The sequence below is a fragment of the Comamonas sp. C24C genome (genome assembly GCF_053345995.1).
The window spans coordinates 1-26,028 of record NZ_JBKFBC010000003.1 but is presented as its reverse complement, the minus strand read 5'-3'; the positions used below and the strand labels follow the sequence as shown (position 1 = coordinate 26,028).

Below are 26,028 nucleotides of genomic sequence, written 5' to 3'. Positions count from 1 at the left end.
GGCCACAGCCGCCGCGGCAAATCGCGAGCGACCGTGGCCTCAAGCCAGTCCGGAGTTACTTGCTGTGCTCTATGGTCTTCACATGCTCAGCCACCTGCGCTGCGGTCACGTCGCCAGGGCGACCGCCCCAGGTCTGACGCATGTAGTTGACCAGGTCGGCCATCTCCTCGTTGCTGAGCTTGTCGGCATAGCCCGGCATGGTCTGCATGCGCTCGCCATGAGCCAGATCACGCTCGTGCACGCCCTCGCGGATCACGCGAATCAGGTTGATGGGCGTGGGGAACATGGCCGTGGTGTTGGTGCTCATGGGCACCGATGAATGCGGCTGGCCCTGGCCCTGCGCACCGTGGCAGCCCGCGCACAGGCCCAGGTACAGGTTCTCACCCTTGACGCTGATCTGCCCCTCGGCAGCCTTGACCTTGGGCCCCGGCATCTCGCGGTTCTGGGTCAGATAGGCGGCCATGGCGCGCACATCGGCCTCCGCCATGCGCGAGGTGGAATGTTCGAGCACCGATGACATGCGGAAAGTCATCACCCCTTGCGGCGACAGGCCGGTGCGGAAGAATCTGACCAGATCGTCCTTGGTCCAGCCACGCTCGCTCAGGGCATCAGGGGTCAGCGCCGGAGCGTACGAACCCTCGATGGTGTTGCCCTCGAGATAGCGCGAGCCATCCATGGCGAAGGTGGCCCTGGTGCGCGGGCTGTGGCATTCGGCACAGTGGCCCAGCACATCCACCAGATACTTGCCGCGCACCAGTTCGTCCACCGACATGTCGAACTCCTTGGCTGCGGGGCGATTGAGCGCATTCCACATGGCCACGGCAGGACGGATGTTGAACGGGAAGCTCATCTCGCCGGGCTTGTTGGCGACCTCCACGGCCGGCTGCTTCATCAGCCACACCCAGAGCGCATCGACATCGGCACGCGTGATCTGGTGGTAGCTGGCATACGGCATGGCCGGATACAGGTTCTTGCGCCCTGGTGCCATGCCAGCAGCCACTGCCCGGTACAGATCGTCGGCCGTCCAGCCTCCGATGCCGTGCTCCTTGGAAGGAGAGATATTGGTACCGTAAAGCGTTCCCATGGGAGTGACCATGGGTACACCGCCCGCCAGTTCCGCCCCCGTGGTCGGAGAGCTGTGGCAGGCCGCGCAGTCACCACCGCGAAACACCTGCTCGCCGCGCTTGTACAGCGCATCGAACTCCTGCGGGCCCAGCTTGGCAAAGTCCACCGTGGCCGGCGGGACGTCACCGCTTGCGCTGCCGTACAGGTACATGCCTCCGGCCACGAGCACGCCCAGAATGGCGGCTGCGCCCAGGCCCTTGATCCAGGTCTTAGCCATTGTTCACGACCTCCTTGCTGCGCTTGCCTGTGGTCAGGCCCGGCGTCTTCAGGATCACGTCGCGCACGGCGTTGTAGTAGCGCACATAGCCGGTACAGCGGCAGATATGGGGCTCCAGCTGCTCCTCGATGGCTTTTTCCACCTCATCGGCGGGCACGGGGTGCTTCTGGAGTTTTTCCACCAGCACGGTGGCCGAGTTCACAAAGCCGGGCGTGCAGTAGCCGCACTGAAAAGAGTAGTGCTCGAGAAAAGCCTTCTGCACCGGCGAAGGATGGACCACCCCCTTGTCGTCCACCGAGGCAATGCCCTCCACGGTACGAATGGTCTTGCCGTTGAGCCAGGTCACGCCAGTCACGCAGGCGGGCACGGTGATCGAGCCTTTTTCCGGGTCGTCGACGATGATGGTGCAGGCGCGGCACACGCCCTGGCCGCAACCCAGACGTGTGCCGTTCATGCCCGCGTATTCCTGCAGGAACTCGATCATCATCAAGTCCTTGGGAACGTCTACGGGGCCTACCTGTTTGCGATTGATGGTGGCGGAAAATTGAATACGGTCCTGCATCACAGTGCCTCTTTGATTTTGTCGGGGGTCACGGGGGTGGCATGAAAGCGCTTACCCGTGGCATGGGCGATGGCGTTGACGCAGGCAGCGACCACCGGAATCATCACCACCTCGGCCATGCCCTTGGGCGGATCGGTGCGCGACAGCGGCGGCAGCACCACGCCCTCGGCCGTCCATACGGCCACTTCGCTGGCGCGCGGCACGTGGTAGCGGTTCAGGTTCCACTGGCCGTTGCCGGGGCCGCCCTCATGGAGCGGCAGGTCTTCGTACAGCGCATGGCCAATGCCCATGGCCACGCCGCCCTGGATCTGGCCGGAGACCAACTCGGGCACGATCTGCGTGCCGCATTCCAGCCAGGTCTTGTGCGAGAGAATGTTCACCTTGCCCGTGCCCGGGGACACGGACAACTCCACCATGGTGGCGCAGGGCGCGTAGTACACCGTGCCCGCATTGGTGCGCTGCACCGGCGGGTAATAAACCTTGTCGCGTGCGATGAAGGCATAGCCGCCGGATTTCATCGCAGCCTTCTTGGCCTCGCCGGCACCCTTGCCATACTGCACGGACAGGGCGTCGATCATGGCCTGGAACTTTCTGCCTTCGACCGTGAAGTCGGCCTTAGCCCAGGCCCAGCGGTTGAAGGCATGCACACAGACACCGGTCACCATGCCCAGCTCGTGTGCGCGAGCGGCCAGGCGCTCCAGGCTCAGCGGCTCCAGGCCCTCGGCCACGAGCATGCGATCACGCCACTCCAGCATGTCTTCGGTGACGGTGCTCGGCAGCAGCTGACCACCACCTTCCTTGCCGGACCAGATCGACTGGGCCGCAGGCCACAGGCAGAGCTTGAGCAGCAGCTGCGCCGCCTGCTGCGTGGCATGACGGAAGTAGTAGGCCGAGTTCGAGGCCGATACCGGCGACACCAGACGCGGGGTCCAGGTCGGGTCCCGCGCCAGTTCGTCCTCTTTGGCCTGAGGTGTGGTGTAAGGCTCGTCCTTGGTATGCAGCGGCAGGTTGTCCCAGTGGTTCACCGCGAAGTCCACATCGTCGGCCGGGCGGCCCAGGAAGGGCTCGACCGCCACCAGCTGCGCCGTGGTGCTGCCGGTACCGATCTCGGTGGCGATGTGGCGCATCTTGATGCGGCCCTCGGGCGTGATCTCCAGCTGCGCGATCGAGGCTTCCGCCCCCGTGCCGAAGTCCTTTTGCACCGCACCGAAGCCTATGCCGTAGCGCAGGCCGGGGTTGGCAGCCTCGAAGTCGGCCTTGCGCTTGGCGCGCTCGGTCCACATCGCATCCTTGGCAGCCATGTCGAGGATCTCGCCAATGCGCAGATGCCCCGAGGGCGAGGCACCCTGGGTGTTCTTCATGCTGCTCTTGAGCACATTGCGTCGGCGCAGCTCGATGGCATCCAGGCCGATCTCCTGGGCGATCTCGTCGACCAGCATCTCGGTATAGGCCATGGACTGCACCGTGCCGTAGCCGCGCATGGAGCCGGCCGTGACGCCGATGGAGGGGTACACCTCGGTCGACAGGTCGCTCTCGGGGAAGTAGTAAATGGATTGCGCCGCCGTCACCGCCACCGTGCCCACCGAGGGACTGAAGTTGGTCACGCCGCCGCCGTCGCCCACCATATGGCAGGTCAGTGCGTGGAACTTGCCGTCCTTGTCCACCGAGATCGCGGTCTCCACATCGAAGGGATGGCGCTTGAGTGCGAACTGGAAATGCTTCCAGCGATCCAGCGCCAGCCGCACCGGGCGGCCTTGTGCGTACAGCGAGGCCAGGGCCACGTAGAACGGGAAGGGATGATGCTCCTTCTGGCCGTAGCCCACGGTGTAGGAGCTGATGTAGTCGAGCTGGTTCAGCGACAGCTTGCTGTCCTTGAGCATGTGCATCACATGCTCGGCCGTGCCGTAGGGCGCCTGACTCGCGGCGACCATGTGCAGCGCACCGCTGTCACGTTCGTACCAGGCCAGGCCGTTTTCCATTTCCATGGCCACATGCTCGATGGACTGGCTGTAGTACTTGCGTGCAAACGCGCGCAAGCCGTCCTTGGGCTGCTTCATCTCGGCCTGGATGCGGGCCGACTCGCCCATCAGCGCCCCGAAGGCAGGGTGGCTGCTGTCGGGCCAGTGCACGCCTTTTTCATCGAGCTGCGGCCAGATGACGGTGTTCTTCATGGGCGAGAACCTGTCCTCGCCATAGCCGTCCTCGCCCTGCACTCGCACATAGCGCGCAGCCACATAAGGCGCGCGCGGTGGCTGGGCAGCCTCGGCACCGAAGCGGAAGATCGCGTCATTGAAACGCAGGCGCTGGTTGGCCACGCGGAACTTCTCGTAGTCGTGCCAGATGGCCACGGCCACCGGGTGCCCCAGCATGGGCGAGACCTGCCCCTTCTTGACGAAGAACTCGCCGTAGAAGCCCGGCTCGGGCATTCCCACGCCGTCGGCAGCGATGGACTCGGCGTCGATCAGCACATCGGGCTGGTAGTCGCTGCCCAGCACCGATAGATCCAGGCCTTCATAGATGCGGTCGGCGCGCGGGATATGGATGGTCAGCGCATGCGACTGCTGCGCGGGCCAGCCCTGCATGTCCCTGGCGCGCAGGTCGATGGCAAAGACCTTCTGCCCGGTGACCTTGGCCAGGCCGTCGCGGCGGTAGTTGAGGGTGTTGCCATTGATCCAGTGGGTCTCCTGACCGCTGGCGGGCGTTATCAATTCCGCAAGCGCGTCTTTGACCGGGCGCACACTCGCAATCACGCCCATGGCGGCGGCAGCCTTCAGAAAACTGCGCCGATTCAAGTCCAGTTTGGACACGGTTCCAACTCCTTGCTGCAATGCGCACAGCAACAGCAAGGACTGGCGTGGGCACATCGCTAGATGACTATGTATTCCAGGACGTTGTAGACGCCCAAGAGTCAAAAAGCAGGTGATAACGGCTGCAGTTGTTGTCGGCATTACTGCCCACATATCGCCAGCCTTGGCCGTCCGCCACGCTTTGGTCTTTGAAAAGACTAAGAGGCGCGGAGTATAGAAACAGCGGCTGCAAAGCCAGTCTGAGTATTCAAATCACAAGTTAATTACTCGGAAAATTGATCCCCATCAACACCGATTCCCGACATTGGTGCTTGTTGCGTAAAGCGGCATATCCATATTCCGCTCGGTGCTGAAGAAGTCCGCGGCCCTGCTGCTGACTGTGGTCCGGGCTTTGGTCATTCAGCTTTTTTGAATTGAGACCTCAATCCTGCTGAACCTTTTTGCATTCGTCGCTTCATACACTGCATATCAATTTCAGCAGGCCCCCAGCGCCCGCAACCCGCACTTTCTGATTGCAGTTTCCATGAACTCAAGCTCCCGCTACACCGGTACCGCCATCGCCCTGCACTGGGTTCTGGCCCTGGCGCTGATCGGCATCTTTGCCTTTGGTCTCTATATGACAGGCCTGCCTTTCTCGCCCACACGCCTCAAGTACTTCAACTGGCACAAATGGGCGGGCATGACGATTCTGATCCTGTCCGTGCTGCGCCTGGTCTGGCGCGTCACCCACCGGCCACCGGAACTGCCCGAAGCCGTCACCCGCACCATGCCCGGCTGGCAGCGCATGGCCCACCATGGTGTGCACCACCTGATGTATGCGCTGTTCTTTGCCATCCCGCTGGTTGGATGGATGTACAGCTCGGCCGCAGGCTTTCCCATCGTGCTTTTCGGTCAGCTGCCTCTGCCCGACCTGGTGAGCAAGAGCCCCGAGCTGGCCGAAGCGCTCAAGCCCTGGCATGGCTATCTGGCCTACGCGCTGGCCGCCCTGGTGGTGATGCATATCGCCGCCGTCATCAAGCATCAGATCATTGACCGCGACGGACTGCTGTCACGCATGATTCCAGGCTAGTAGCCCCCTGGGCGGCTTTGCCGGGGCGGCCCCGCCGCCTCTCCCAGGGGGACGACAGCTTTGCTGCGCTGCGGCGCTTGCTGTCTCGCTCCTTCAAGCCGTACCGGTTTTTAAGTTTTTTGTACGTTCATCACAAGGAGTTTTTTGATGAAAATCCTTTTTTCCTCCGCACTGATCGCCACCGCCTTCATGGGCACTGCCGCCCAGGCGGCTCAAGCCCTGGTGCCAGCACAAAGCGCCGTCAACTTTGAAGCCAAGCAGATGGGCGTGCCGCTCAAGGGCCACTTCAAGAAGTTCGACGCCCAGATCGCCTTCGACGCCGCCAAGCCCGAGAGCAGCAAGATCCATTTCACGGTCGATACCGGCAGCGCCACCATGGGCGCCAAGGAAACCGATGCCGAACTGCCCAAGGCAGACTGGTTCAACGTTGCCAAGTTCCCTCAGGCCACATTCGACTCCAGCGCCGTCAAGGCTCTGGGCGGCGGCAAGTTCCAGGTGGACGGCACTCTGACCATCAAGGGCAATGCACAGAAGGTAAGCCTGCCCGTGACGCTGACCCAGTCCGGTGCCACCACCACGGCCGCCGGCACGCTGGCACTCAAGCGCCTGAACTTCAAGATCGGCGACGGCGACTGGAAGGACACCTCCATGGTGGCCGACGAAGTCAATGTGCAATTCAAGCTGGCTCTGACCGGCGTCGGCAAGCTTTAAGCGTTTTTCGGCTCCAGCCCTTGATGGTCAAGCGCTGATAGCTCATGTTTTGATAGTTCCAATCCCTGAAGGAGTATTCACCATGCGTTCCACTCTGTTCGCCCTGGCCGCTGCGTCCCTGTTTGCCACCGCTGCCCAGGCGGCACCAGCCACTTACGCCATCGACCCCACACACACGTTCGCGACTTTCGAGATCGATCACTTTGGTGCTTCCACCAACCGTGCCCGCTTCGACAAGAAAAGCGGCACCGTGCAGTTCGACAAGGCAGCCAAGACCGGCAAGGTGGAAGTGACCCTGGACATGACTTCGGTGAACTCCGGCACTCCCGCCTTCAACAAGCACCTGCAAAGCGCCGACATCTTCAACGTGGAGAAATTCCCCGAAGCCAAGTTCGTCTCCGACAAGTTTGTGTTTGACGGCGACAAGCTCAAGGAAGTGACCGGCCAGCTGACCCTGCTGGGCAAGACCGCTCCCATCACCGTCAAAGCCAACAAGTTCACCTGCTACGAAAGCCCCATGCTGCAAAAGCGTGAAGTCTGCGGCGGCGACTTCGAGGCCACCATCGACCGCACCCAGTGGGGCGTGAACTACGGCATCCCCTACGGCTTCCCCAAGGAAGTGCGTCTGGTCCTGCAGATCGAAGCCGTGAAGCAGTAATTTGTCCGCAAAGACTCTCGAGTGAAGCCCTTTGCGGGCTCTCTCTTTGGCCTGGCCCGTGCAAACGGTCCGGGCTTTTTTGCATCTGCACCCCGCCAATTCCCCCAATGAAAAATTTACTTTAGGTTAATCGATTACGAATAGTAGAATAATCTCACTCACACAATCGAAGGAGACATCGCATGAGCCAAGCCGCCCCTACTCCGGTTTACTCCCAGCCCCGGCGCGCGGACATGAGCCAGCTGCCCGCACCTGCCTCCGTGCAGCAGCTGCACCACTACGCCTACAAGGCCAAGGATGCGGAAGAGACCCGTCACTTCTACGAGGACATCCTGGGCCTGCCGCTCTATCACATCATCCAGAGCGACTACGTCCCCTCCACCGGCGAGTACTGCCCCTACACCCATTTCTTCTTCCGCCTCAAGGACGGCTCCTTCATCGCCTTCTTCGACATTGGCGACGACGAAGCAGCCCTGCCCTCCCCCAACACGCCCATCTGGATCAATCACATCTCCTTCCGCGTGGACTCCGTGCAGGAACTGGAGAACACCAAGGCCCGTCTGCAGGCCTGCGGCGTGGAAGTACTGGGTGTGACAGACCACCACATCTTCAAGAGCATCTATTTCTTCGACCCCAACGGCATCCGCCTGGAGCTGACGGCCCAGTTGGCCGACGAACTGCAGATGCTCAAGGAAAGCAAGACCGCCCATGCACGCCTGGACGAGTGGACGGCACGCAAGGAGCAGTGGCGCAAGGAACGTGCAGAAGGCAAATCCGGCGCTCTGCTCAAGCCGCAAAGCAACGACCGCCCTGAGTTTGTGCCTCCCGGCACGGTTTAAGAACAGCGCTCCGGGTGCCCTAGACGGCTGTCCGTTCAAATGAAAATCGAAGTGCGGCAATAAAAAAGGCATCCCCAGGGATGCCTTTTGCGCTTTGGGCCGGTCAGACGCCGACTCAGGCCTTTTTCACGAACTCCGTCTTCAGGCTCATGGCGCCAAAGCCATCGATCTTGCAGTCGATATCGTGATCCCCATCGACCAGGCGGATGTTCTTCACCTTGGTGCCCACCTTGACCACACCTGCCGAGCCCTTGAGCTTCAGATCCTTGATGACGGTGACGCTATCGCCATCCTGCAGCACATTGCCTACGCTGTCGCGGTAGACCCTGGACTCCGGCTCGCCCGCTGCCTGGGCCTCGGCGGACCACTCATGGGCACATTCGGGGCAGACTAACAGGCCTCCATCCTCATAGGTGAACTCGGAACGGCATTGGGGACAGGAGGGAAATGTGCTCATGGGTAATCCTCTCGTTGCGCGGCCGGGCTGCGGAAACCTCCGGGCCGGTCGCTATCTGCGCCGGGACGGCTCAGGCCATCCTCGTGCATCTGGGCCACGGGGTGGCAAGCCAGGGCTATGGATGCAGTTTACCCGCCAGGTCTCCGCGGCCCTGCTAAAGCCAGTACCCACCTGCGCCGCTCACATGTACCAGATCGCTAGAATCGGTCAATCCGTCTCGAACTATCGACCGCATCCCCAGGGATGCCGTTTTCCTTGACAAGCAAACTATGAGCGACACCCCTGCACAACCCGGCCTGGAGAGCCTGTCCAAATCCTTCGAACCCGCCGCCATCGAGGCCCACTGGGGCCCCGAGTGGGAAAAGCGCGGCTACGGTCACGCCGGCGTGCGCGGCACGGGCAAGCCCGATGCAGCCCAGCCCTCGTTCTCCATCCAGCTTCCGCCTCCCAATGTGACCGGCACGCTGCACATGGGCCACGCGTTCAACCAGACCATCATGGACTCGCTGACGCGCTACCACCGCATGAAGGGCTACAACACGGCCTGGATTCCCGGCACCGACCACGCCGGCATCGCCACCCAGATTGTGGTGGAACGCCAGCTGCAGACCCAGGGCGTGAGCCGTTATGACCTGGGCCGTAACGAATTCACCAAGAAGGTCTGGGAGTGGAAGGAAAAGTCCGGCAACACCATCACCACCCAGATGCGCCGCATGGGCGACACCGTGGACTGGAGCCGTGAGTACTTCACCATGGACGACAAGCTGTCCAAGGTGGTGACCGAGACCTTTGTGAAGCTGTACCAGCAAGGCCTGATCTACCGCGGCAAGCGCCTGGTGAACTGGGACCCGGTGCTGCAGTCGGCCGTGTCCGACCTGGAAGTGGAAAACCAGGAAAAAGACGGCTCGCTCTGGCACATTGCCTACCCGCTGACCAGCGGCGCAGGCAATCTGGTCGTCGCCACCACCCGCCCTGAAACCATGCTGGGCGACGTGGCCGTGATGGTCCACCCCGAAGACGAGCGTTACAAGCACCTGATCGGCCAGACCGTGACCCTGCCCCTGGTGGGCCGCCAGATCCCCATCATTGCCGACGAATACGTGGACCGAGAGTTCGGCACCGGCGTGGTCAAGGTCACGCCTGCCCACGACCAGAACGACTATCAGGTGGGCCAGCGCCACAAGCTGCCCATGATCTGCGTGCTGACGCTGACCGCCAAGATCAATGACGAGGCGCCCGAGAAATACCGCGGCATGGACCGCTTTGTGGCCCGCAAGGCCATCGTGGCCGACCTGGAAGAGCTGGGCCTGATGGTCGAGATCAAGAAGCACAAGCTGATGGTGCCGATCTGCGACCGTACCGGCCAGGTGATCGAGCCCATGCTGACCGACCAATGGTTCATTGCCATGAGCAAGGTCAGCGACCAGGACCCGAGCGGCAAGTCCATCGCCCAGAAGGCCATCGACGCCGTCGCTTCCGGCGAAGTCCAGTTCGTGCCCGAGAACTGGGTCAATACCTACAACCAGTGGATGAACAACATCCAGGACTGGTGCATCTCGCGCCAGCTGTGGTGGGGCCACCAGATTCCAGCCTGGTATGACGAAGAAGGCAATATCTATGTTGCCAAGAACGAAGCAGAAGCCCAGGCGCAGGCCCCCGGCAAGAAGCTAATCCGCGATGCCGACGTGCTGGACACCTGGTACTCCTCTGCCATGGTTCCGTTCAGCACCATGGGCTGGCCCGAGCAGGGCAATGCGGCCGACGATGACTACAACCTCTACCTGCCCTCCTCGGTGCTGGTGACGGGTTACGACATCATCTTCTTCTGGGTCGCTCGCATGATCATGATGAGCACGCACTTCACCGGCCGCGTGCCGTTCAAGCATGTCTACATCCACGGCCTGGTGCGCGATGCACAGGGCAAGAAGATGAGCAAGTCTGAAGGCAATGTGCTGGACCCGGTCGACCTGATCGACGGCATCTCGCTGGAGCCGCTGCTGGAAAAGCGCACCACCGGCCTGCGCAAGCCCGAGACCGCGCCCCAGGTGCGCAAGAACACGCAAAAGGAATTCCCCGAAGGTATTCCAGCCTACGGCGCCGATGCGCTGCGCTTCACCTTTGCTGCCCTGGCGTCACTGGGCCGCAGCATCAACTTCGACAGCAAGCGCTGCGAGGGCTATCGCAACTTCTGCAACAAGCTCTGGAATGCTTCGCGCTTTGTGCTGATGAACTGCGAAGGCCATGACTGCGGCCTGGCTCCTCACACCAAGGAACAATGCCAGCCCGGCGGCGAATTCGCTGGCTATATGCAATTCAGCCAGCCCGACCGCTGGATCGCCTCGCAACTGCAGAAGGTCGAGGCCGAAGTGGCCAAGGGCTTTGCCGAATTCCGCCTGGACAATGTCGCCAACACGATTTACGACTTCGTCTGGAACGAGTTCTGCGACTGGTATCTGGAAATCGCCAAGGTGCAGATCCAGACCGGCAACGAAGCCCAGCAGCGCGCCACCCGTCGCACGCTGATCCGTACGCTGGAAGCGATTCTGCGTCTGGCCCACCCCATCATTCCGTTTGTGACGGAAGAACTGTGGCAGCAGGTTGCGCCCGTGGCCGGCCTCAAGGGTGACTCCATCGCCGTGGCCCGCTACCCCGAAGCCCAGCCCGAGAAGATCGACGAAGCATCGATTGCCTACGTGGGCCGCATCAAGCAGATGGTGGACGCTTGCCGTGCCCTGCGCGGCGAGATGGGTGTATCGCCCGCCCAGCGCCTGCCACTGCTGGCCGTGGCCGGCAATGCCGATGATTCGGCCTTCCTGCGCGCCAATGCCGACGTGCTCAAGAACCTGGCCAAGCTCAGCGAAGTCAAAGTGTTTGATGACGAAGCTGCCTGGGCCGCCGCGGCTCAAGCCTCGCCCGTGAACGTGATGGGCGATATCCGTCTGGCGCTGTTCGTGGAGATCGACGTGGAAGCCGAAAAGGCCCGCCTGAGCAAGGAAGCCAAGCGTCTGGAAGGTGAAATCGTGAAAGCCAATGGCAAGCTGGGCAACGAAGCCTTCTGCGCCAAGGCGCCCGCCGCCGTGCTGGAGCAGGAGCGCAAGCGTCTGGCCGACTTTGGCGCGACGCTGACACGCATCAACGAGCAACTGGCTCGCCTCGGTTAAACACCGCTAAACTGCCTGATAAAACAAGGCGCAGGCAACTGCGCCTTTTTTCCATCCAGAAAAGACAAGCACATGAGCAATCAAACCCGCGTCCGCAAAGCCGTGTTCCCCGTTGCAGGTCTGGGCACCCGTTTTCTGCCCGCCACCAAGGCATCGCCCAAAGAGATGCTGCCCGTCGTGGACAAGCCACTGATCCAGTACGCCGTGGAAGAGGCTTATGAGGCCGGCATCCGCGACATGGTCTTTGTCACCGGTCGCAGCAAGCGGGCCATCGAAGACCATTTCGACACCTCCTACGAACTCGAGAATGAACTCGAGAATGCCGGCAAACAGGCCATGCTGGATTTGGTGCGCAGCGTCAGCCCGGCCGATATGAACTGCCTGTTCGTGCGCCAGCCCCGCTCTCTGGGTCTGGGCCATGCCGTGCTGTGCGCCGAGCCCTTGGTGGGCAACGAGCCCTTTGCCGTCATCCTGGCCGACGACCTGATGACAGGAGAGAACGGCGGCCCCGGCGTGATGGCACAGATGACGGCCGCCTTCCAGAAGCAGGGCCGCTCGCTGCTGGCCGTGCAGGAAGTGCCGCTTGAGCACACCAAGCGCTACGGCATCGTCAAGGGCGAGCCTGCGGGCGGACCGCTGATGCGTATCGACGAGATCGTGGAAAAGCCCGCTCCGGAAAAAGCTCCGTCGCGCATGGGCGTGGCCGGCCGCTATGTGCTGACCCCAGCCATCTTCGACCAGATCCGCAACCAGCCCCAGGGCGTGGGCGGAGAGATACAGCTGACCGATGCCATTGAGCGCCTGATGCAGCACGAGGCCGTCTACGCCTTCCAGTACGCTGGCAAACGCTATGACTGCGGCAGCAAGGAAGGCTTTCTGCAGGCTACGGTGGAACTGGCGCTGCAGCACCCCGATGTGGGCGATAGCTTTCGCGAGTACCTCAAGAACTTGAGCCTCTAAGGCCAATCCCCCAAGCCCCTGATGACAAAGGCCTGCAAATGCAGGCCTTGTCACTTCAAGCACCGGTCTTCAACGTCGGCGCAGGATATGGATGAATTCATCACCCACCGTCTGCTGCTCCACCAGTTCATTGCCGGTCTGCTTGGCAAAGGCCTGGAAGTCCCGGATGGAGCCGGTATCCGTGGCCACGACCTTGAGCAACTGACCGCTTTGCATGGCGGCCAGCGCTTTCTTGGCCTTGAGAATGGGCAGCGGACAGTTCAGGCCGCGGGTGTCAACTTCTTGGTCTACGTGCATGGGGTGGATTCCTCGTCTGCACCGATTGTAGAAAAACCGGGCGCTGGCAGTGCCAGCACGGTCTTTGCTCAAACCAGAGCCGGGGCCACCGTAAAGCGCGGGTCCTCAGCCCAGCGTCGCACAGGCCATTTGCCGGGATCAGGCTCGGGGTTCTGACCAGGACGGAAGGCACCAAAGCGCGGCTCAAAGCCTTTTTGCTTGATCCACTCGGCCAGCGCGTAGCCCGTGCCCGCAGGCCAGCACAGCGACTCCTCCGCCGTCTGCCAACGATACTCCAGCAGCTCCGGAGAAAGCCTCACGTCTTCGGGCCTGCCTTCCACGCGTACATGGTAGGCAATCAGCACCTGATTCATGCGCAGAAACTCCGAGCAGCACAGCAGACGCAGCGCTTTCACGCGCAGCCCTGTTTCTTCGAGCACCTCGCGACAGATTCCGGCTTCGGGCGATTCACCGGCCTCCATAAAGCCTGTGATCAGGCCGAAAACGCCCTCCTGCCACAGCGCATTTCGCGCCAGCAGCACACGCCCATCGTCACCTTCCACTACGGCCGCGAGCACCGGCGTGGGATTGCCCCAATGCGTGAACCCGCAACTCGGGCAACGCAGACGCTGTACCTCGCCGCTGTCCTCGCTGGCCACAATCCATTGCAGCTCGGTCGCGCAATTGGAACAAAAGCGGACTTCATAAGCCATGAGGCTCTCCGTATTCTTCAGGACTTACGCAAAACGGGTTCAGGCGAGGCGTCTGTCTCAGAAGGCAGGCCGCTGTTGCATTCTTGTTTGCGTAAGTCCTATTCTTGATATTGATAGCAGTCAGCGCTTGATTGGTAAGCGCCACCTGTCATTTGGAGCTTTGATTCACTTTGCGCTATCACGCAAAAGACATGGCTCATGCCGGGAACACGCCCGTGGAGAGGTAACGATCACCGCGGTCGCAGACCACAAACACGATGGTGGCGTTCTGCTCGCGCTTGGCAATCTCCTGGGCCACCCACAATGCACCGGCGGCCGAGATGCCTGCGAAGATGCCCTCTTCGCGCGCCATGCGGCGGGCCATGTCTTCGGCATCATCCTGAGACACATAGACCAGCTCGTCGACCAGCGAAGCGTCATAGATCTTGGGCAGATATTCCTCGGGCCATTTGCGGATGCCAGGAATGCGCGAGCCCTCGGAAGGCTGAGCGCCGATGATCTTGATATTCGGGTTCTTTTCCTTGAGGAACTTGGCCACGCCGGTAATGGTCCCGGTGGTGCCCATGGCGCTCACAAAATGGGTGATCTCGCCACCGGTCTGCTCCCAAAGTTCCGGGCCTGTGGTTTCGTAGTGGGCTCGCGGGTTGTCGGGGTTGGCAAACTGGTCCAGCAACACGCCCTTGCCCTGCGCCACCATCTGGTCGGCCAGATCGCGCGCATATTCCATGCCGCCGCTCTTGGGCGTCAGAATCAGTTCGGCACCGTAGGCCTTCATGGTCTGGGCGCGTTCGATGGACAGATCCTCGGGCATGATCAGAATCATGCGGTAGCCCTTGATGGCAGCAGCCATGGCCAAGGCAATGCCGGTATTGCCCGACGTTGCCTCGATCAGTGCATCGCCCGGCTTGATTTCACCGCGCTCTTCAGCACGCTGGATCATGGACAGCGCAGGCCGGTCCTTGACGGAGCCAGCCGGGTTGTTGCCTTCGAGCTTGCCCAGCACTACGTTTGCACGTTCGCGGTTGGCATCCGCGCCGATGCGTTGCAATGCCACCAGCGGCGTGTGACCGATAGCATGTTCGATGGTCGAATAAGTTTTCATGTCCAATACTGTGCCATAATTCGCGTCTGCGCTAAGCGAAGCCCGGGTGGTGAAATTGGTAGACGCAGGGGACTCAAAATCCCCCGCCGCAAGGCGTGCCGGTTCGATTCCGGCCCCGGGCACCACAGACGTAATGCTATAACTTTTGAAGATGTTCCGGGAACTGTTCCGGCATGTGTTCCGGTTTTTTAGCAAAAAGATAGCCTGCACGATGATCAATCGCGCAGGCTTTTTTTTGCCCTTTTGTTCGCGCACATAAAAATGTGAGCACTCGCACCAAGCGACGATATAGAGATGCTGTATAAAATCACAGTATGTGGTGCACCATCTATCAACTGTATTCAGACGGCGTGAGGCTTCCGCCAGAAGTCGCAAAAGCCAGCCCCGGGCCGCGCGCCACCTCTTGGCATAAGCGGCTCCTCTGAATTCTTTGATTTCTTTGAATTCCACCCCCGGATTTATTCATACAGGGGGAAATTTTCTGCGCGTGCGGAACAGGGCAGTCTAGAGACCGCAAGGCTCCAGCCTTTTGACCGCCCCTTCCCCTTGTCGATGCCCTCAGGCTGCGTCACGAGCCCGCAGGCGCCGCGATCTCCCTGCAGCGAGGCCTATCATTCGGTACAACTCAACCAAGGAGCATTCATGCGCTACGCGATCTTTGACACAGGACCAGGTCACCTTCAATGGCTTGGCGAGGCAGCCAATGCATATGCCGCCATCAAGTCACTTCACTCAGAGTCCAGCGCGTACGACCACGATGAGCAGGATCCAGCGGAGCCATTCATCACCGTCTACCAGCTCACTGACACTGAAGTCACAAGGATTCATGCGCTTGAAGCTGATGGTGAGCACGTCTACCAAGACTTCGAAGACGAAGGCCAGGAGTTCAATCTGACCCAAATGCGCCAGATAGTTCGTTCATAGTCTTGCCTCTTCCCGTTGCTTGTCGCGGGAGTGGTGTGTGGCGCACAAAGGCTGCCAATTGCTCCGACGCCAGAACAGCGACTGATCACCTCGATGCGGGACGATGTGGTCAACGGCCGTAGCCGCAGTAACCTGATCATCGGCCTTGCACATCACACAAAGCGGATGCTCACGCAGGTACTGAGCCCGGGCCTGCTGCCACTTGTACCCATAGCCGCGCTGTGCAGCCGTCTGGTCACTGGTGCGCCAGCTACCCGCCTGCATGGTCTGAACGCGCTGGGTATTCAGGATTGGCACGCCGCTCTTGAAGGTCTTGAGCTTGGCCATCACCCTCCCCTGATCTGGCCGCCGCCTGGCTGCTCGATGGTCTTGCGGGCTTCCAGCGTCAGCACTTGCATGCCATGCATACAGGCCAGCACTGCCACATTGCGGCAAGAGCAGTTATCACCCTCAAAGCCTTCGACCAGAACATGGCCGCCCTTTATCACGATTCGGCCCACCTTGGTCAGCCGTGAATGGGTTGCATCAAGGGCCATGGCCGCTCCTGGAAATGAATGATTCCACCCATCGGACTTACGCCTACTGGCGCTGGGTGGATGCCGTTCGCTGTCCAGCACCACAGCTTGCGGCACCAAACTCTCCGCGCGCTTGGACAAGCGCGCGCCCTGGCTGGCTCAGGGATGAAAAAGCCGCCGAGGCGAACCAGGGCGGCAAAGGCCGGCTTTCGACCAGCTAGGAGATAGATGAAACACCTCCCGGAGGTGGTTCGTTAACTCTTGGGTGCTCATATTTTTTAACACTTCATTGGAGCTGGAAGCTTACTAAGCTGATCTCTGCGATATGCCCGCTGAGTTCCATGACCTTCGTCATGGATCTTTACAGCTACGACCGTGTATTTACCGACGACTGCCGTGACCTTGACCATGACTTCAGGAGCCGTGAAACGCACCACCGCGATGTCATCCACAAACAATGTGCAGCCCACTAAGCTATCAACGTTCACGCTCCCTTCCTCCCTCTTATTCAGTGCACTAAGAATACTAAGTAGACATGCAAAAAGGTAATAAGGTTTGCAAAGAACAATAAGATTTGCCAACACAACAAAAAGCCCGCTAGGTTCGCCAGCGGGCTTTGTTTTGGTCACGCCACCGACTACCGAGAGGTGAACGAGGGCGGCAGCAACCAGCTTGCGGCTGGCAGGAGACAAACGAAAAAGCCCCAGCGGGTAAGGCTTGGGGCTTTGGTCACGCCGCTGGCTACCATCAGGCAACCAGGGCACACGACTCAGTGTCGCGGTAATTGGTCGCGATTGTGGCATGCCTTGTCAAGGCGCGCAAGTAGCGCGCGGAATAAATCGACCAGAAGTGACGCAGGCCATGGAGCCGGCCATCATTCCAGCCCTGGTTCGACAAGCCCATGCGGCGGCGCGCGCTGTTCGGATGACATGCCCGTCACCATGCGCGCCCCCTGTCCTCTACCGCCACCAGACTGCCGTAGTCGTCGACCACGCAGACCATGCTGCCGCCAACCTGCACCCGGTTGCAACTGCGGTTCTCCATCCAGTGCTCAATGAGGTAGCGACCATCGCTCAGGCGCTTGTAGGTCGGCCACACCAGCCGCGTAATGCGCGAGGCGCTGGGCGGCTTGCGCTGGCCAGCCAGCGGCACGACCTTGCCAAAGAATGCGGGATTCAATGCCTGGGTCATTTTTTGACCACCTTCACTTCCAGACCCAGCAAAGCCTTCATCAGGTGGCGCTTGATCTTGAACTCAGGGGTCTCCACGCCCTTCACATCCTCGATCACCTCAATGCCCTTCTCCAGGTACACAAAGTCTGCGATGTATCGAATGGCTGGCCCGCTGGCGGAAAGCGTGGCCGGTCAATGGGTGAAGCGCTTCATGAGCGAGTCCAAGATGCTGCCGGCCAGCGTGCTCAACCGCAAGGTCAACGAGAAGGCCGAGCACATCGAAAAAACCGAGGGCCGCAAGCCCGGCAAGAAGGAGAAGAAGGAGCTCAAGGACGAGGCCAAGCTGGATCTGCTGCCCATGGCCTTCACCAAGCAAGGCAGCATGTGGGTCTGGATCGATCCGCAGGCGCGCACCCTGGTGCTCGATACCAGTGCCCAGGGCCGCGCCGACGAGGTGGTAACACTGCTGGTCGAAGGCCTGCCCGGCTTCGCCCTGGCTCTGCTGGACACACAAACCAGCCCGCAGGCCGCCATGGCGCATTGGCTGATGACGCAGGAGCCGCCCGCCGGCTTCTCGGCCGACCGCGAAACGGAGCTGAAAGCCGCGGACGAATCCAAGGCCGTGGTGCGCTACGCCCGCCACCCGCTGGATATTGATGAAGTCCGCCAGCACATCGAGCACGGCAAGATTCCGACCAAGCTGGCGATGACCTGGGACGACCGCGTGAGCTTTGTGCTGACCGCAGGCCTGCAGATCAAGAACATCGCGCTACTGGATGCGGTCATGGACGGCAACAGCAAGGACAACAGCGGCTTTGATACCGATGTGACCATTGCCACGGGTGAGCTGTCGCGCCTGATCCCGGATCTGATCGAGGCTCTGGGCGGCGAAGGCCGCACCGCGCTGGGCGACCTGCCCGCCTCGCTGGCTACCAGCGCCAGCAACTGAGCACCTATTCATAGATTTGCATGAATCGGGCCGCGCGCCCACATCAATGAATCATCCGCCCGCCGACCAGCGGGCTTTTTCTTTGGAGGCTCCCATGAGTCTGACTTTCGTGAATCACAACAGCGACCCAATCACCGATTCCCACATGGCTGCCATGCGAGCTCAAGGAATGGAGCTCGAGCGCCAGCGCCGCCTGGCTGCCAAGGCGGATGCGGTGTCCGTGCACAAAGGCTGGCGCGTCTCGGGCATCAAGCCCGGAATGCTGGAAGAAGCCAGACAGGCGCACGAGCGGCTTTGCCAAATGGCACAGAAGGCTGGCGGCAAGCCGCCGGAGCCGTTTGATGAAGCTGCATGGCTGCGCACCGCCAAGCGCACCGCAGTGCGTAGCAAGCCCTACATCCTTCAAGAGGCTGCTCAGCAATGCAAAGAGCTGGCCGTCAAGGCGGGCTGGCTTGAGGTACAGATCCAAGAAATCAAGAAGACCGTCGCTTGAGCTCTGGCCGTCGCACTTATCCACCAATCACAGCCAGCCACTGAGCGGGCTTTGTCATTTCTGGAGCTCTATGCTTACCTCTCAATTTGTGCTGGCACTGCCTGCCAACCTGGTGATTGATCTGTTTGCCGACGGCGGCGGAGCCAGCACAGGCATCGAGCAAGCCATCGCCAGTCGGGTTGACATTGCGATTATCCAAGACGTCGACGCCATCGACTGCATGATGCACATCACCCACGTGACGCGCCACTATCGCACTGAAATCGAGGAGGTATGCCCTTACAAAGCCACAGACAGGCAGCCTGGGCCTTTGCATGCGACCACAACAGAAGACGGAAATCCCACGCGAAGCACTTTCTCATTGTCCTGATTGACTAACGGCTTGGGTAGACGCACGGTGCAACTCACGATGGACTAATCAGTTGCAGCATCGGATAGGTAAAAAGGAAAAAGTGTGCCACGTTAAGACCAAAATGAGCGATCACCGCAGCTTGGAGCCCACCGAAGCGGTAAGCCAATCCATATCCAATTCCCGCGACGCTTGCGAGCACGATCCATTGCCATCCACCTGCGACATGTGCGAGACCAAACAGCACAGCCGAGATACAGATAGCTATCGCATCCCCATACGGTTGCTGTCTGAGCAGCCGGCTTAGACCACCCTGTATATATCCTCGAAATAGCGCTTCCTCGGTGAGCGTGACGAGCAGCAAATTGTTCAGAAGCCATAGCCAACTGGCGGTGGGCCATTTGGGCTCCCATTTGACAAGGCCAAGCAGCACGGCAATCAATAGACAAGTCACGATTGTCATCAACATGCCGCCGAGGCCAGCCTTCAGTGACAACCGCCAATTTGTCGGAGGCAAAGTCCACGGCAGAACCAGAAGCAACCAAAAGCCGATCAGAGGCTTGTCCAAGTTGAGGTACATCGAAAATGGTAAGGCATCGGCAGTGAATCGCACGGGGCCGATAACGCGCGGATTATGAAATCCCGGTAGCCAATGCATGCTTAGAGCAATGGCAAGCACGATGAATGTGACATGCCCGATGTATTGGAGATAAGGCTTGCGGCTCTGCGAGACCGCATACGCGGCAAAGCACAATGACGCGAAAGGAATAGCGACCAAGAAGCCAATCTGTCCATTCACCAGCGCAGCGCTATATCCGACAACAAGTAGCCCCAGACACAGCCACCGAAAAGTGGGCCACCACACGGAAAGAGCAGCAAGGAAAATTGCAATCCACGGTGCGAAGAGCATTAGTCGTAACTTCTCCAAGAATTAGTTTCGATCAAGTCGTCAAGTCATTGCACTGCCCGCTACAAAGGATACGCCCACGCAGCGCGGCGTATGTATCAAGTTCGTCAAAGTGTGTCTGACGTCACTGATGAGGAATCGCCGATGGCGACCCTGATGCTTGTGGTGATGGGTGCATTCACCGAGTTCGAGCGCGCTCAGCCCAGCAGGGAGATCCAGCATGACCGACCGTGAATTGTTGGAGCTGGCGGCGCGAGCCGCTGGTTTGCGCGTGAAGTTTGAAGAGGTGCACGGCTGCTACTGGATTGAGCTGGGGCAAGGCATCCCTATCGATGTATGGACCCCCTCGATCACGATGGCGACGCGCTGCGGCTGGCAGTGAAGCTGAATTTGTGGGTTCGATACAGAGACGACAAAAGCACGAATGTCTGCTGGTACGACGAGCAGGGCATTTTTGCGGGTCACGTCACAGTGAAATTCACAGAATCAGGTTGCGACGGGGATCCATATGCCGCGGTGCGCCGCGCCATTGTTCGCGCAGCAGCAGCTATCGCGGCAGCCCAGCAGACACAAGGGGGCGAGCATGCGTGAATGGTTTAAGCGCTTTTGGGCGCAATTCCATAGCTGGAGCTACCGAAACCCACATGACCGCACATGCACGGCATGCGGTCTTAAACAGAACCGCTTCGCCATGAAATATGGAGACACAGGCTGGTGGGAGGACATGAACTACGGGCGCGCGGCACCCTGCAACCCCGCAGCACAGCGCGCCCAGGCGCAGAAAGGCCAAGCATGAAGACCACAGAGCACAAATTGAAGCGGTGCCCATTTTGCGGGTGCAATGCTCACTTTGAAAAAGATGAGTTGCAATGGGAATGGGTCGCTTGCGTCAGCTGTGGGATGCAAGGCAACCGCCGCGCCTCCTGTATGGACGACTGCAAACCGCTGCTTGCCGAAGAATGGAATCGCCGAGCTCGTCCAGAGATCCAGCCTCTAGATACTTCCAAGGTGGTCAGTGACGACGAGTTAGCCAAAGCGTTCGCTGGCACGAATTTTGGCAGCGCGGATCAACTGCCAGCTACAGGCCGCTACGTCATCAACCAAGGCGATCAGTATTTCGGCGGGGCCACTCATGAACCTCGTGAGCTATTCCAAGAAATCTGGGAATCCACGGGCGACGACTGGGCCACAAACCCATGGGTCTGGGTGATCGACTTCAAACGCATCGAGAAACCGGGATGACCAGCGCCAGCACCGTGGGCCTGCCAGAAGACAAGGCATACATCGCCCACCACTTCAACTGCCCTACCTGCTGCGCTGCCGGGCTATCCGGCGGGCAGCAGGAGCGGTGCACCGACGGACTGCAGCTTTGGGATGCCTACAACCAGGCCGCACGCCTTCTGCTCGAACCTTTGAAACCTAACCGCCGGCCCGCAAGGGCCATTTTTAATGGAGGCCGCCATGGAGCAAACTGGTGAATTCCTGTTGCCACAAGAAATAAAGCGCATGGCATCAGCTGGAAAGCTGGACCAGCAAGAGGCATTCCTGAAGAAAGAGGGAATCCCTCATAAACGCCTAGGCAAGCGTATTCTTGTTTCTCGCGCTCATGCCAGGGCGTGGCTGACTGGAGTGGTTTTCACGCCTTCGCGCGGGATTAACTTAGGAGCTGTCCGATGACTGGAGCCTATCCACGACTGCGCACCAGGACGCGCCGCCGCAAAAGCGGCAAGGTCGTGGTGTATTACTTCTATGACGCATCGACAGAGGGAAACGGGGAAATTCCCCTTGGCACCGACTTCGATAAAGCAATCGCTCAATGGAAAGACATTACGGAGAACGGCACCCACAGTGCGCGCATCACCGGCACGCTGGAGGAGGCATTCGCCGGCTGGGAATCAAAGGTGCTCCCTACCTACAAGAGCGAAGAGACGAAAAAGGGCTACGCCAAGAACCTCAGGATGATGCGCCCTGTCTTTGCTGATGCCACCTGGGACCAGGTGAGCCTGCCGGTAATCAAGGGTTACCTGACGAAGCGTACGGCAAAAACCCAGGGCAACCGGGAGATGTCCCTGCTCTCGCTCATCTGGAACTGGGCGCGCGGTGAAGGCCTGACCTCGCTGCCCTGGCCGGCGGCCGGCATGGAGCGTAGCAAGTGGAAGAACAAGGAAAAGGCACGAAAGATCAAGGTTCGGGACGATGTGTTTGCGGCAATCTACGCTGAGGCAGCCCAGCACATCAAGGACTGCATGGACCTCGGATCCGCCACGGGCATGCGCCTCACTGACTGCATCACGGTTCTGATGCCTCGCGGGAACCTGCTCACACTGGAGGCCAGTAAGACCGGCAAGGAGGCAGAGTGGGACTTGAACCTGTCGACAGTGCTTCCCGACCTAGTTCGCAGGCGCAAAGCCCTTGGAGCCGATCACCTGATGCTGCTCTCCACGGCAGACGGCCAGCCAGTGTCATCCCAAGCGCTTCGCTATGGATGGGACAAGGCCCGGGGCGCGGCCGCAGAGAAGGCCAGCGAGCGCGGCGAGGGTGAGCTGGTCGATGCAATCAAGAAGCTCTATCTGCGGGACATGCGCAAGCGCGCCGCCCAGAAAACGGGCAGCCTGGAAGAGGCATCCAAGCTGCTGCAGCACAGCGACGAGCGCCTGACAGAACGCCATTACGGCGGCGTCCGAAGACTGAAACCAGTGGGATAAAAGTGTTCCGGTTTTGCCTTCTCTGCCTATAGAGAAGTGCTCCAAAAAATCCGGAACACATCGGCCCGCAGGCCGCATGAATCCTCAATTCTTCACGGGACTCAAAATCCCCCGCCGCAAGGCGTGCCGGTTCGATTCCGGCCCCGGGCACCACATACAAAAAGCCGTTAAGTATCAATGACTTAACGGCTTTTTTCTTTGGTGAATTTTCTTTGTGTTTTCCCTTATGCGTTCGTGGTTGAATTAATTGACGTTCGTGAAAATGACTGCAAGCTTATGGCGCGATTCGAGGTCAATTAGCTGAGCCTCGCGCTAGCTCCGCCCGCAAGTTAACGAGCGCAAGGCCGTGTGCGTCCGGGCTTGTTCAATGCCTGACATCTCGACTGAAATCACGCAGCGCCCGTCTTGCTCGGGTTGTGGGGCAGGCTCCGCATCGAGCTGCTGCACGACATCCGATCCGCGAGCCTGCGCATGATTTCTGCCAGTTCAGAAGATGACGTAACGCCGAAGCCACCGGTAGCGAAGAGCCAGTAAAACAGACTCGCACCCAGTCTCTGCGCGATAGATGCAGCTTCGCAGCCAGTCGGACCAAGGAAACTGATGAAGCGGGAGAACTGCTGGATCACGGCAATGCGGACATCGATTGCGTGGCCTGCACCGGGCGAATAGATTGAAAAACGTTCAGGCAAAGCGACTGACAGTTGGCGATCCGACATTGCACTATCAAAAAATATCAAGCCCAATATTTAAAAATCGATTTCTCTTCTAATTTTTCCTGTAAGAAAAGTTCGCTTTCATAAATTTTAAAGACTCTGCGGTCAACAATATTTAAATGATACCTTTCAATACCGCATATCTGACAGCCTGCGCCCTGGTTCTGACCTGCATTTTTCGATAAATATTTTTCACATGCGTTGATACAGTCAATGTGCTTATTTTCAAGTAGGACCCAATCTCGTGTGTTCTTTTTCCTTGAGCGATCAATCTCAAAACCTCTTTTTCTCTTTCAGTCAATGGCTCATAGTTCTTATATTCAAGAGGATTTTCTTCAGGAATGGAGGTTTGAAATATCTTGGGAAGAATTTTCTTCGCAACTATTGGAGATATAGAGGCCCCACCATTGGCCACTTCCAGAACGGCTTGCGAATAACTTCCAAACCATGAGTTTTTCAGCAAATATCCCACAACACCTTTTTTTAAAGCGTCCATGGCGACATCGTCTTTTTCACTGGAAGATATTGCAATACTCAGCACACTAGGCATTCTTAATTGGACCCAATCCAGTAAATCAGCCCCCTGTCCTTCGCTGAGAGAGAGATCAATGAGGAGCACGTCGAACTCCTGCACAAAGATGCTCTTGCGCGCCTCCCGGTAGCTGGAAGCTTGCCCTACCAGGATGGTCCGAGGATCTCGCATGAGCTCCTGCGAGATCACATTCCTGATATGACTGTCTTCGTCAACCAGAAAAACTCGCACTGGCTGGCTCTTCTGGCCCTTCATGTCAGATGGCCACATATGTCCCAGAACTGAGGACGTGACTTCGGCGCCGCCTGCATCAAAGCGTGGCCCCTTGGATGAGTCGGAGAGGTACATGTGACACCCCATCTGGTGTAAAGGAAAGTTAAAAATTCCCCAGAAAAATAAAATCTCATCTCGAAAAAATCCATTGAAAACTCATAAAGAAAAATTAAGTTTATTTTCTTACAATTTCTCACTTTATAAGTGGGTATTAATTTTCAGCCGCCGATAAAATTAGATAGAAACCCTTTGATTTTGAAACACAAGAGATAATATAAAAATGAAATAAAGATTACTTTTTCTAACACTGTAAGAATTTTTCGCCAAATACTATATTTTTAATAGCAATGATTGCAATCGTCACGTGGAAATATTCATTTATTTCAAATGAAAATCTTCCCTGAAAAATACCTTCAAAAAGGGTATTACCGTTTACACATCGTTTTCTGAAACTGCTTCCAACCGAAAGCGTGTTTTGGGAAGTAACTTAAAACTCCAAAACATGATGGCGGTTAACACTGGCCTTTGCTTAATACCGAGCACTGGTCTTTCGCTCACACACTCTCAGTTGTCTGAGAACTCGCTATTCAAAGGAACGATCATGAAAAAGTCTCTGATTGCCATGGCGGTTATTGCGTTGGCTGGTGTTGCATCTGCTGCAGTGAGCGGCTCAAGCATCGCTGCCACAAACACGACGTCAAGTGCATCTTCGGCAACGGTCTCGGGCGCGGCCAGTTCGGGCAACGGTGCCGCGCTGAGCATGAATAGCGCCACCTCCGGTGCAACTTCCAACGCCAATGCAGCTGGGGGCGGTATTGCTGTCGGCCCTTACGGTGCAGGCGGCGCCGCGGTCAGTGGTGGCGCAACGACCTACGGTAATGTGAAGAGCCTGTCTGCCACTTCGGGCAACGCTGTTGCCGGTGGCGGTGCTGCGACCAATGCCAACGCAGGTTCTGCAGCTCTCGCTGGCTATAGCGCAGGCCCCGTCAGCGGCGGCGCAGCTGGCGTGGCCACTTCGCATACAGCCAACCAAGTCGCTACTGGCGCTGGCCCTGGCGGTGGACTGTCCTATGTGAATAGCAATGCTGGAACCACCTCCGGCTATGGTGCAACTTCGGCCGCTATCTCGGGCCCTGGCGGTGCCTGGACCAACACCGGATCGGGTGCAACCTCGGTGGGTACCGTCCATCAGAACGCTGGAGCCTTTGGCAACGCTGGCTACTTCTCTAACGGCGGCGGCACTTCCGGTACTGCTGGTGCAGGCTCTACCGCCAATGCCAACTAAGCAAGCTATCCCAAGATAGCTGTGTTTGTCCCGGGCCTGGACAGCCAGGCTCGGGCGACATAGGAGCCAAGCATGAAACTCTCAATAGCTCTGTTAAGTCTTTGCGTTCCTTTGTGCAGTTATGCGCAAAGTGCTGGCAGCAGCGCGCAAAGCTCCTCCGAATCCTCTTCCGTGGGGGCCCAGCAAAATCAATCGGTCACCATTGTCAATCCTGTGGTTGCGCCGGTGGAGAGCCGTTCTACGGGCACGATGGAGAGCCGGTCCACTTCGACCTCCGATCAGAACATTACAACGAACGGAACGACGACCCAGAATCTGAACAACACAGTGTCCGGGACTTCCAAGAACATCGTGGAGTACACGGGCACTTACACCATGAAGAACGTTCCCAGCGTGAACGGCCCCAACCTCACGACCAGCAACGACACCTGCATGGGCAGCAGCAGCGGCAGTGCCAACGGCCCCGGCTTTGGCGTGAGCTTCGGCACGACCTGGACGGACGAGCATTGCAAGCGCCTGAAAATGAGCCGCGAACTCTGGAACAAGGGCATGAA

33 protein-coding genes and 1 tRNA gene are annotated in these 26,028 nt (G+C 59.0%); 18 read left to right on the top strand and 16 right to left on the bottom strand.

The genetic code is table 11. The annotated features are described in order from the left end of the window. Window positions 1–55: 55 nt before the first annotated feature. The 3 genes from ACLBXN_RS07065 to ACLBXN_RS07055 are packed head-to-tail and all read right to left on the bottom strand — an operon-like array spanning window position 56 to window position 4,711. Window positions 56–1,342 (bottom strand): c-type cytochrome, encoded by a 1,287-nt coding sequence (locus ACLBXN_RS07065; RefSeq protein WP_447611649.1) that lies wholly within the window; start codon window positions 1,340–1,342, stop codon window positions 56–58. After that, complete coding sequence (locus ACLBXN_RS07060) at window positions 1,335–1,904, bottom strand: (2Fe-2S)-binding protein (RefSeq protein WP_003052822.1); 570 nt, start codon at window positions 1,902–1,904, stop codon at window positions 1,335–1,337. The genes ACLBXN_RS07065 and ACLBXN_RS07060 overlap by 8 nt, the downstream gene beginning before the upstream one ends. After that, window positions 1,904–4,711 (bottom strand): xanthine dehydrogenase family protein molybdopterin-binding subunit, encoded by a 2,808-nt coding sequence (locus ACLBXN_RS07055; RefSeq protein WP_447611648.1) that lies wholly within the window; start codon window positions 4,709–4,711, stop codon window positions 1,904–1,906. The genes ACLBXN_RS07060 and ACLBXN_RS07055 overlap by 1 nt, the downstream gene beginning before the upstream one ends. 523 nt (window positions 4,712–5,234) lie before the next feature. Between ACLBXN_RS07055 and ACLBXN_RS07050 the strand changes: the two genes are divergently transcribed. The 4 genes from ACLBXN_RS07050 to ACLBXN_RS07035 all read left to right on the top strand — a co-directional run bounded on the left by ACLBXN_RS07050 (window position 5,235) and on the right by ACLBXN_RS07035 (window position 7,988). Then, window positions 5,235–5,780 (top strand): cytochrome b, encoded by a 546-nt coding sequence (locus ACLBXN_RS07050; RefSeq protein WP_447611647.1) that lies wholly within the window; start codon window positions 5,235–5,237, stop codon window positions 5,778–5,780. A gap of 147 nt (window positions 5,781–5,927) precedes the next feature. Continuing rightward, window positions 5,928–6,491: a YceI family protein gene (locus ACLBXN_RS07045; protein WP_003052816.1), complete on the top strand. Its 564-nt coding sequence runs from the start codon at window positions 5,928–5,930 to the stop codon at window positions 6,489–6,491. A gap of 82 nt (window positions 6,492–6,573) precedes the next feature. After that, window positions 6,574–7,149 (top strand): YceI family protein, encoded by a 576-nt coding sequence (locus tag ACLBXN_RS07040; RefSeq protein WP_003052814.1) that lies wholly within the window; start codon window positions 6,574–6,576, stop codon window positions 7,147–7,149. 182 nt (window positions 7,150–7,331) lie between these two features. Then, entirely contained in the window at window positions 7,332–7,988 is a 657-nt protein-coding gene (locus ACLBXN_RS07035) for a VOC family protein (protein ID WP_447611646.1), read from the top strand. Window positions 7,989–8,103: 115 nt separating this feature from the next. Here the strand turns inward: ACLBXN_RS07035 and ACLBXN_RS07030 are convergent, their stop codons facing one another. Then, on the bottom strand, window positions 8,104–8,445 hold the full coding sequence (locus ACLBXN_RS07030; RefSeq protein ID WP_447611645.1) for a zinc ribbon domain-containing protein YjdM: 342 nt from the start codon (window positions 8,443–8,445) through the stop codon (window positions 8,104–8,106). A 269-nt stretch (window positions 8,446–8,714) separates the two neighbouring features. Here ACLBXN_RS07030 and ACLBXN_RS07025 point away from each other — a divergent pair, with 269 nt between their 5' ends. Continuing rightward, on the top strand, window positions 8,715–11,606 hold the full coding sequence (locus ACLBXN_RS07025; RefSeq protein WP_447611644.1) for a valine--tRNA ligase: 2,892 nt from the start codon (window positions 8,715–8,717) through the stop codon (window positions 11,604–11,606). 72 nt (window positions 11,607–11,678) lie between these two features. Further along, window positions 11,679–12,566, top strand: a complete 888-nt coding sequence (gene galU / locus ACLBXN_RS07020) for a UTP--glucose-1-phosphate uridylyltransferase GalU (RefSeq protein ID WP_003052802.1) — start codon at window positions 11,679–11,681, stop codon at window positions 12,564–12,566. 69 nt (window positions 12,567–12,635) lie between these two features. On the opposite strand, the gene ACLBXN_RS07015 is transcribed toward galU, so the two are convergent. The 3 genes from ACLBXN_RS07015 to cysM all read right to left on the bottom strand — a co-directional run bounded on the left by ACLBXN_RS07015 (window position 12,636) and on the right by cysM (window position 14,657). After that, complete coding sequence (locus tag ACLBXN_RS07015; RefSeq protein ID WP_003052800.1) at window positions 12,636–12,863, bottom strand: sulfurtransferase TusA family protein; 228 nt, start codon at window positions 12,861–12,863, stop codon at window positions 12,636–12,638. Window positions 12,864–12,931: 68 nt separating this feature from the next. Beyond that, window positions 12,932–13,555: an NUDIX domain-containing protein gene (locus ACLBXN_RS07010; RefSeq protein WP_407713935.1), complete on the bottom strand. Its 624-nt coding sequence runs from the start codon at window positions 13,553–13,555 to the stop codon at window positions 12,932–12,934. 196 nt (window positions 13,556–13,751) lie between these two features. Beyond that, window positions 13,752–14,657 carry a cysteine synthase CysM gene (gene cysM, locus ACLBXN_RS07005; RefSeq protein ID WP_003052795.1) on the bottom strand — a complete coding sequence of 302 codons (906 nt, stop codon included), beginning with the start codon at window positions 14,655–14,657 and terminating at the stop codon, window positions 13,752–13,754. A gap of 40 nt (window positions 14,658–14,697) precedes the next feature. Here cysM and ACLBXN_RS07000 point away from each other — a divergent pair. Together ACLBXN_RS07000 and ACLBXN_RS06995 are read left to right on the top strand one after the other, a co-directional pair. Continuing rightward, window positions 14,698–14,782, top strand: a tRNA-Leu gene (locus ACLBXN_RS07000). 517 nt (window positions 14,783–15,299) lie between these two features. Further along, window positions 15,300–15,581 (top strand): hypothetical protein, encoded by a 282-nt coding sequence (locus ACLBXN_RS06995; protein ID WP_447611643.1) that lies wholly within the window; start codon window positions 15,300–15,302, stop codon window positions 15,579–15,581. On the opposite strand, the gene ACLBXN_RS06990 is transcribed toward ACLBXN_RS06995, so the two are convergent. From ACLBXN_RS06990 to ACLBXN_RS06970, 5 genes are all read right to left on the bottom strand, one after another. Continuing rightward, complete coding sequence (locus ACLBXN_RS06990) at window positions 15,576–15,908, bottom strand: HNH endonuclease (protein ID WP_447611642.1); 333 nt, start codon at window positions 15,906–15,908, stop codon at window positions 15,576–15,578. The two genes, ACLBXN_RS06995 and ACLBXN_RS06990, sit on opposite strands and share 6 nt — an antisense overlap. Further along, complete coding sequence (locus ACLBXN_RS06985; protein ID WP_447611641.1) at window positions 15,908–16,237, bottom strand: hypothetical protein; 330 nt, start codon at window positions 16,235–16,237, stop codon at window positions 15,908–15,910. The genes ACLBXN_RS06990 and ACLBXN_RS06985 overlap by 1 nt, the downstream gene beginning before the upstream one ends. Window positions 16,238–16,374: 137 nt before the next feature. Then, complete coding sequence (locus ACLBXN_RS06980) at window positions 16,375–16,860, bottom strand: hypothetical protein (RefSeq protein WP_447611640.1); 486 nt, start codon at window positions 16,858–16,860, stop codon at window positions 16,375–16,377. Window positions 16,861–17,032: 172 nt separating this feature from the next. Beyond that, window positions 17,033–17,287: a hypothetical protein gene (locus tag ACLBXN_RS06975; RefSeq protein WP_447611639.1), complete on the bottom strand. Its 255-nt coding sequence runs from the start codon at window positions 17,285–17,287 to the stop codon at window positions 17,033–17,035. Next, window positions 17,284–17,409, bottom strand: a complete 126-nt coding sequence (locus tag ACLBXN_RS06970) for a hypothetical protein (RefSeq protein WP_447611638.1) — start codon at window positions 17,407–17,409, stop codon at window positions 17,284–17,286. The genes ACLBXN_RS06975 and ACLBXN_RS06970 overlap by 4 nt, the downstream gene beginning before the upstream one ends. Window positions 17,410–17,419: 10 nt before the next feature. Here ACLBXN_RS06970 and ACLBXN_RS06965 point away from each other — a divergent pair, with 10 nt between their 5' ends. From ACLBXN_RS06965 to ACLBXN_RS06955, 3 genes are all read left to right on the top strand, one after another. Next, a complete protein-coding gene (locus ACLBXN_RS06965) occupies window positions 17,420–18,217 on the top strand; it encodes a recombination-associated protein RdgC (RefSeq protein ID WP_447611637.1) in 798 nt (265 codons plus the stop codon). 94 nt (window positions 18,218–18,311) lie between these two features. Next, window positions 18,312–18,710, top strand: a complete 399-nt coding sequence (locus tag ACLBXN_RS06960; RefSeq protein WP_447611636.1) for a hypothetical protein — start codon at window positions 18,312–18,314, stop codon at window positions 18,708–18,710. A gap of 70 nt (window positions 18,711–18,780) precedes the next feature. After that, window positions 18,781–19,080 carry a hypothetical protein gene (locus tag ACLBXN_RS06955; RefSeq protein WP_447611635.1) on the top strand — a complete coding sequence of 100 codons (300 nt, stop codon included), beginning with the start codon at window positions 18,781–18,783 and terminating at the stop codon, window positions 19,078–19,080. A 34-nt stretch (window positions 19,081–19,114) separates the two neighbouring features. Here the strand turns inward: ACLBXN_RS06955 and ACLBXN_RS06950 are convergent, their stop codons facing one another. Then, window positions 19,115–19,969, bottom strand: coding sequence for a CPBP family intramembrane glutamic endopeptidase (locus tag ACLBXN_RS06950; protein ID WP_447611849.1), 855 nt, complete (start codon window positions 19,967–19,969; stop codon window positions 19,115–19,117). 217 nt (window positions 19,970–20,186) lie between these two features. Between ACLBXN_RS06950 and ACLBXN_RS06945 the strand changes: the two genes are divergently transcribed. The 5 genes from ACLBXN_RS06945 (at window position 20,187) to ACLBXN_RS06925 (ending at window position 22,671) form a co-directional block, all read left to right on the top strand. Next, the gene (locus ACLBXN_RS06945) at window positions 20,187–20,348 is read left to right on the top strand and encodes a hypothetical protein (RefSeq protein ID WP_447611634.1); all 162 of its coding nucleotides are present in this window, start codon (window positions 20,187–20,189) and stop codon (window positions 20,346–20,348) included. After that, a complete protein-coding gene (locus ACLBXN_RS06940) occupies window positions 20,303–20,557 on the top strand; it encodes a hypothetical protein (protein ID WP_447611633.1) in 255 nt (84 codons plus the stop codon). The genes ACLBXN_RS06945 and ACLBXN_RS06940 overlap by 46 nt, the downstream gene beginning before the upstream one ends. Window positions 20,558–20,758: 201 nt before the next feature. After that, complete coding sequence (locus tag ACLBXN_RS06935; protein ID WP_447611632.1) at window positions 20,759–21,208, top strand: Lar family restriction alleviation protein; 450 nt, start codon at window positions 20,759–20,761, stop codon at window positions 21,206–21,208. Window positions 21,209–21,427: 219 nt separating this feature from the next. After that, window positions 21,428–21,643, top strand: coding sequence for a DUF4224 domain-containing protein (locus ACLBXN_RS06930; protein ID WP_447611631.1), 216 nt, complete (start codon window positions 21,428–21,430; stop codon window positions 21,641–21,643). Then, on the top strand, window positions 21,640–22,671 hold the full coding sequence (locus ACLBXN_RS06925; protein WP_447611630.1) for an integrase: 1,032 nt from the start codon (window positions 21,640–21,642) through the stop codon (window positions 22,669–22,671). Before ACLBXN_RS06930 ends, ACLBXN_RS06925 begins: the two co-directional genes overlap by 4 nt. Window positions 22,672–23,060: 389 nt before the next feature. Here the strand turns inward: ACLBXN_RS06925 and ACLBXN_RS06920 are convergent, their stop codons facing one another. From ACLBXN_RS06920 to ACLBXN_RS06910, 3 genes are all read right to left on the bottom strand, one after another. Beyond that, window positions 23,061–23,387 (bottom strand): hypothetical protein, encoded by a 327-nt coding sequence (locus ACLBXN_RS06920; protein ID WP_447611629.1) that lies wholly within the window; start codon window positions 23,385–23,387, stop codon window positions 23,061–23,063. Window positions 23,388–23,499: 112 nt separating this feature from the next. Next, window positions 23,500–24,264 carry a LuxR C-terminal-related transcriptional regulator gene (locus ACLBXN_RS06915; protein ID WP_447611628.1) on the bottom strand — a complete coding sequence of 255 codons (765 nt, stop codon included), beginning with the start codon at window positions 24,262–24,264 and terminating at the stop codon, window positions 23,500–23,502. Window positions 24,265–24,753: 489 nt separating this feature from the next. After that, on the bottom strand, window positions 24,754–24,933 hold the full coding sequence (locus tag ACLBXN_RS06910) for a hypothetical protein (RefSeq protein ID WP_349305270.1): 180 nt from the start codon (window positions 24,931–24,933) through the stop codon (window positions 24,754–24,756). On the opposite strand from ACLBXN_RS06910, the gene ACLBXN_RS06905 reads away from it, so the two are divergent. Together ACLBXN_RS06905 and ACLBXN_RS06900 are read left to right on the top strand one after the other, a co-directional pair. Continuing rightward, the gene (locus ACLBXN_RS06905; RefSeq protein WP_349305269.1) at window positions 24,851–25,474 is read left to right on the top strand and encodes a hypothetical protein; all 624 of its coding nucleotides are present in this window, start codon (window positions 24,851–24,853) and stop codon (window positions 25,472–25,474) included. The genes ACLBXN_RS06910 and ACLBXN_RS06905 overlap by 83 nt on opposite strands. Before the next feature lie 72 nt (window positions 25,475–25,546). Further along, window positions 25,547–26,028 (top strand): hypothetical protein (locus ACLBXN_RS06900; RefSeq protein ID WP_447611627.1); only part of this gene is annotated, 482 nt, incomplete at its 3' end.

Coding starts and splice junctions, on each gene's coding strand:
- ACLBXN_RS06940 (WP_447611633.1), top strand. CDS start 20,303: ATGGACCCCCTCGATCACGATGGCGACGCGCTGCGGCTGGCAGTGAAG.
- ACLBXN_RS07060 (WP_003052822.1), bottom strand. CDS start 1,904: ATGCAGGACCGTATTCAATTTTCCGCCACCATCAATCGCAAACAGGTA.
- ACLBXN_RS06915 (WP_447611628.1), bottom strand. CDS start 24,264: ATGTACCTCTCCGACTCATCCAAGGGGCCACGCTTTGATGCAGGCGGC.
- ACLBXN_RS07040 (WP_003052814.1), top strand. CDS start 6,574: ATGCGTTCCACTCTGTTCGCCCTGGCCGCTGCGTCCCTGTTTGCCACC.
- ACLBXN_RS07050 (WP_447611647.1), top strand. CDS start 5,235: ATGAACTCAAGCTCCCGCTACACCGGTACCGCCATCGCCCTGCACTGG.
- ACLBXN_RS06995 (WP_447611643.1), top strand. CDS start 15,300: ATGCGCTACGCGATCTTTGACACAGGACCAGGTCACCTTCAATGGCTT.
- ACLBXN_RS07025 (WP_447611644.1), top strand. CDS start 8,715: ATGAGCGACACCCCTGCACAACCCGGCCTGGAGAGCCTGTCCAAATCC.
- ACLBXN_RS06935 (WP_447611632.1), top strand. CDS start 20,759: ATGAAGACCACAGAGCACAAATTGAAGCGGTGCCCATTTTGCGGGTGC.
- ACLBXN_RS07010 (WP_407713935.1), bottom strand. CDS start 13,555: ATGGCTTATGAAGTCCGCTTTTGTTCCAATTGCGCGACCGAGCTGCAA.
- ACLBXN_RS06955 (WP_447611635.1), top strand. CDS start 18,781: ATGCTTACCTCTCAATTTGTGCTGGCACTGCCTGCCAACCTGGTGATT.
- ACLBXN_RS06945 (WP_447611634.1), top strand. CDS start 20,187: ATGACCGACCGTGAATTGTTGGAGCTGGCGGCGCGAGCCGCTGGTTTG.
- ACLBXN_RS06965 (WP_447611637.1), top strand. CDS start 17,420: ATGTATCGAATGGCTGGCCCGCTGGCGGAAAGCGTGGCCGGTCAATGG.
- ACLBXN_RS07065 (WP_447611649.1), bottom strand. CDS start 1,342: ATGGCTAAGACCTGGATCAAGGGCCTGGGCGCAGCCGCCATTCTGGGC.
- ACLBXN_RS06990 (WP_447611642.1), bottom strand. CDS start 15,908: ATGGCCAAGCTCAAGACCTTCAAGAGCGGCGTGCCAATCCTGAATACC.
- ACLBXN_RS07035 (WP_447611646.1), top strand. CDS start 7,332: ATGAGCCAAGCCGCCCCTACTCCGGTTTACTCCCAGCCCCGGCGCGCG.
- galU (WP_003052802.1), top strand. CDS start 11,679: ATGAGCAATCAAACCCGCGTCCGCAAAGCCGTGTTCCCCGTTGCAGGT.
- ACLBXN_RS06950 (WP_447611849.1), bottom strand. CDS start 19,969: ATGCTCTTCGCACCGTGGATTGCAATTTTCCTTGCTGCTCTTTCCGTG.
- cysM (WP_003052795.1), bottom strand. CDS start 14,657: ATGAAAACTTATTCGACCATCGAACATGCTATCGGTCACACGCCGCTG.
- ACLBXN_RS06975 (WP_447611639.1), bottom strand. CDS start 17,287: ATGACCCAGGCATTGAATCCCGCATTCTTTGGCAAGGTCGTGCCGCTG.
- ACLBXN_RS06960 (WP_447611636.1), top strand. CDS start 18,312: ATGAGTCTGACTTTCGTGAATCACAACAGCGACCCAATCACCGATTCC.
- ACLBXN_RS07030 (WP_447611645.1), bottom strand. CDS start 8,445: ATGAGCACATTTCCCTCCTGTCCCCAATGCCGTTCCGAGTTCACCTAT.
- ACLBXN_RS06925 (WP_447611630.1), top strand. CDS start 21,640: ATGACTGGAGCCTATCCACGACTGCGCACCAGGACGCGCCGCCGCAAA.
- ACLBXN_RS07045 (WP_003052816.1), top strand. CDS start 5,928: ATGAAAATCCTTTTTTCCTCCGCACTGATCGCCACCGCCTTCATGGGC.
- ACLBXN_RS06930 (WP_447611631.1), top strand. CDS start 21,428: ATGGAGCAAACTGGTGAATTCCTGTTGCCACAAGAAATAAAGCGCATG.
- ACLBXN_RS07015 (WP_003052800.1), bottom strand. CDS start 12,863: ATGCACGTAGACCAAGAAGTTGACACCCGCGGCCTGAACTGTCCGCTG.
- ACLBXN_RS06920 (WP_447611629.1), bottom strand. CDS start 23,387: ATGTCGGATCGCCAACTGTCAGTCGCTTTGCCTGAACGTTTTTCAATC.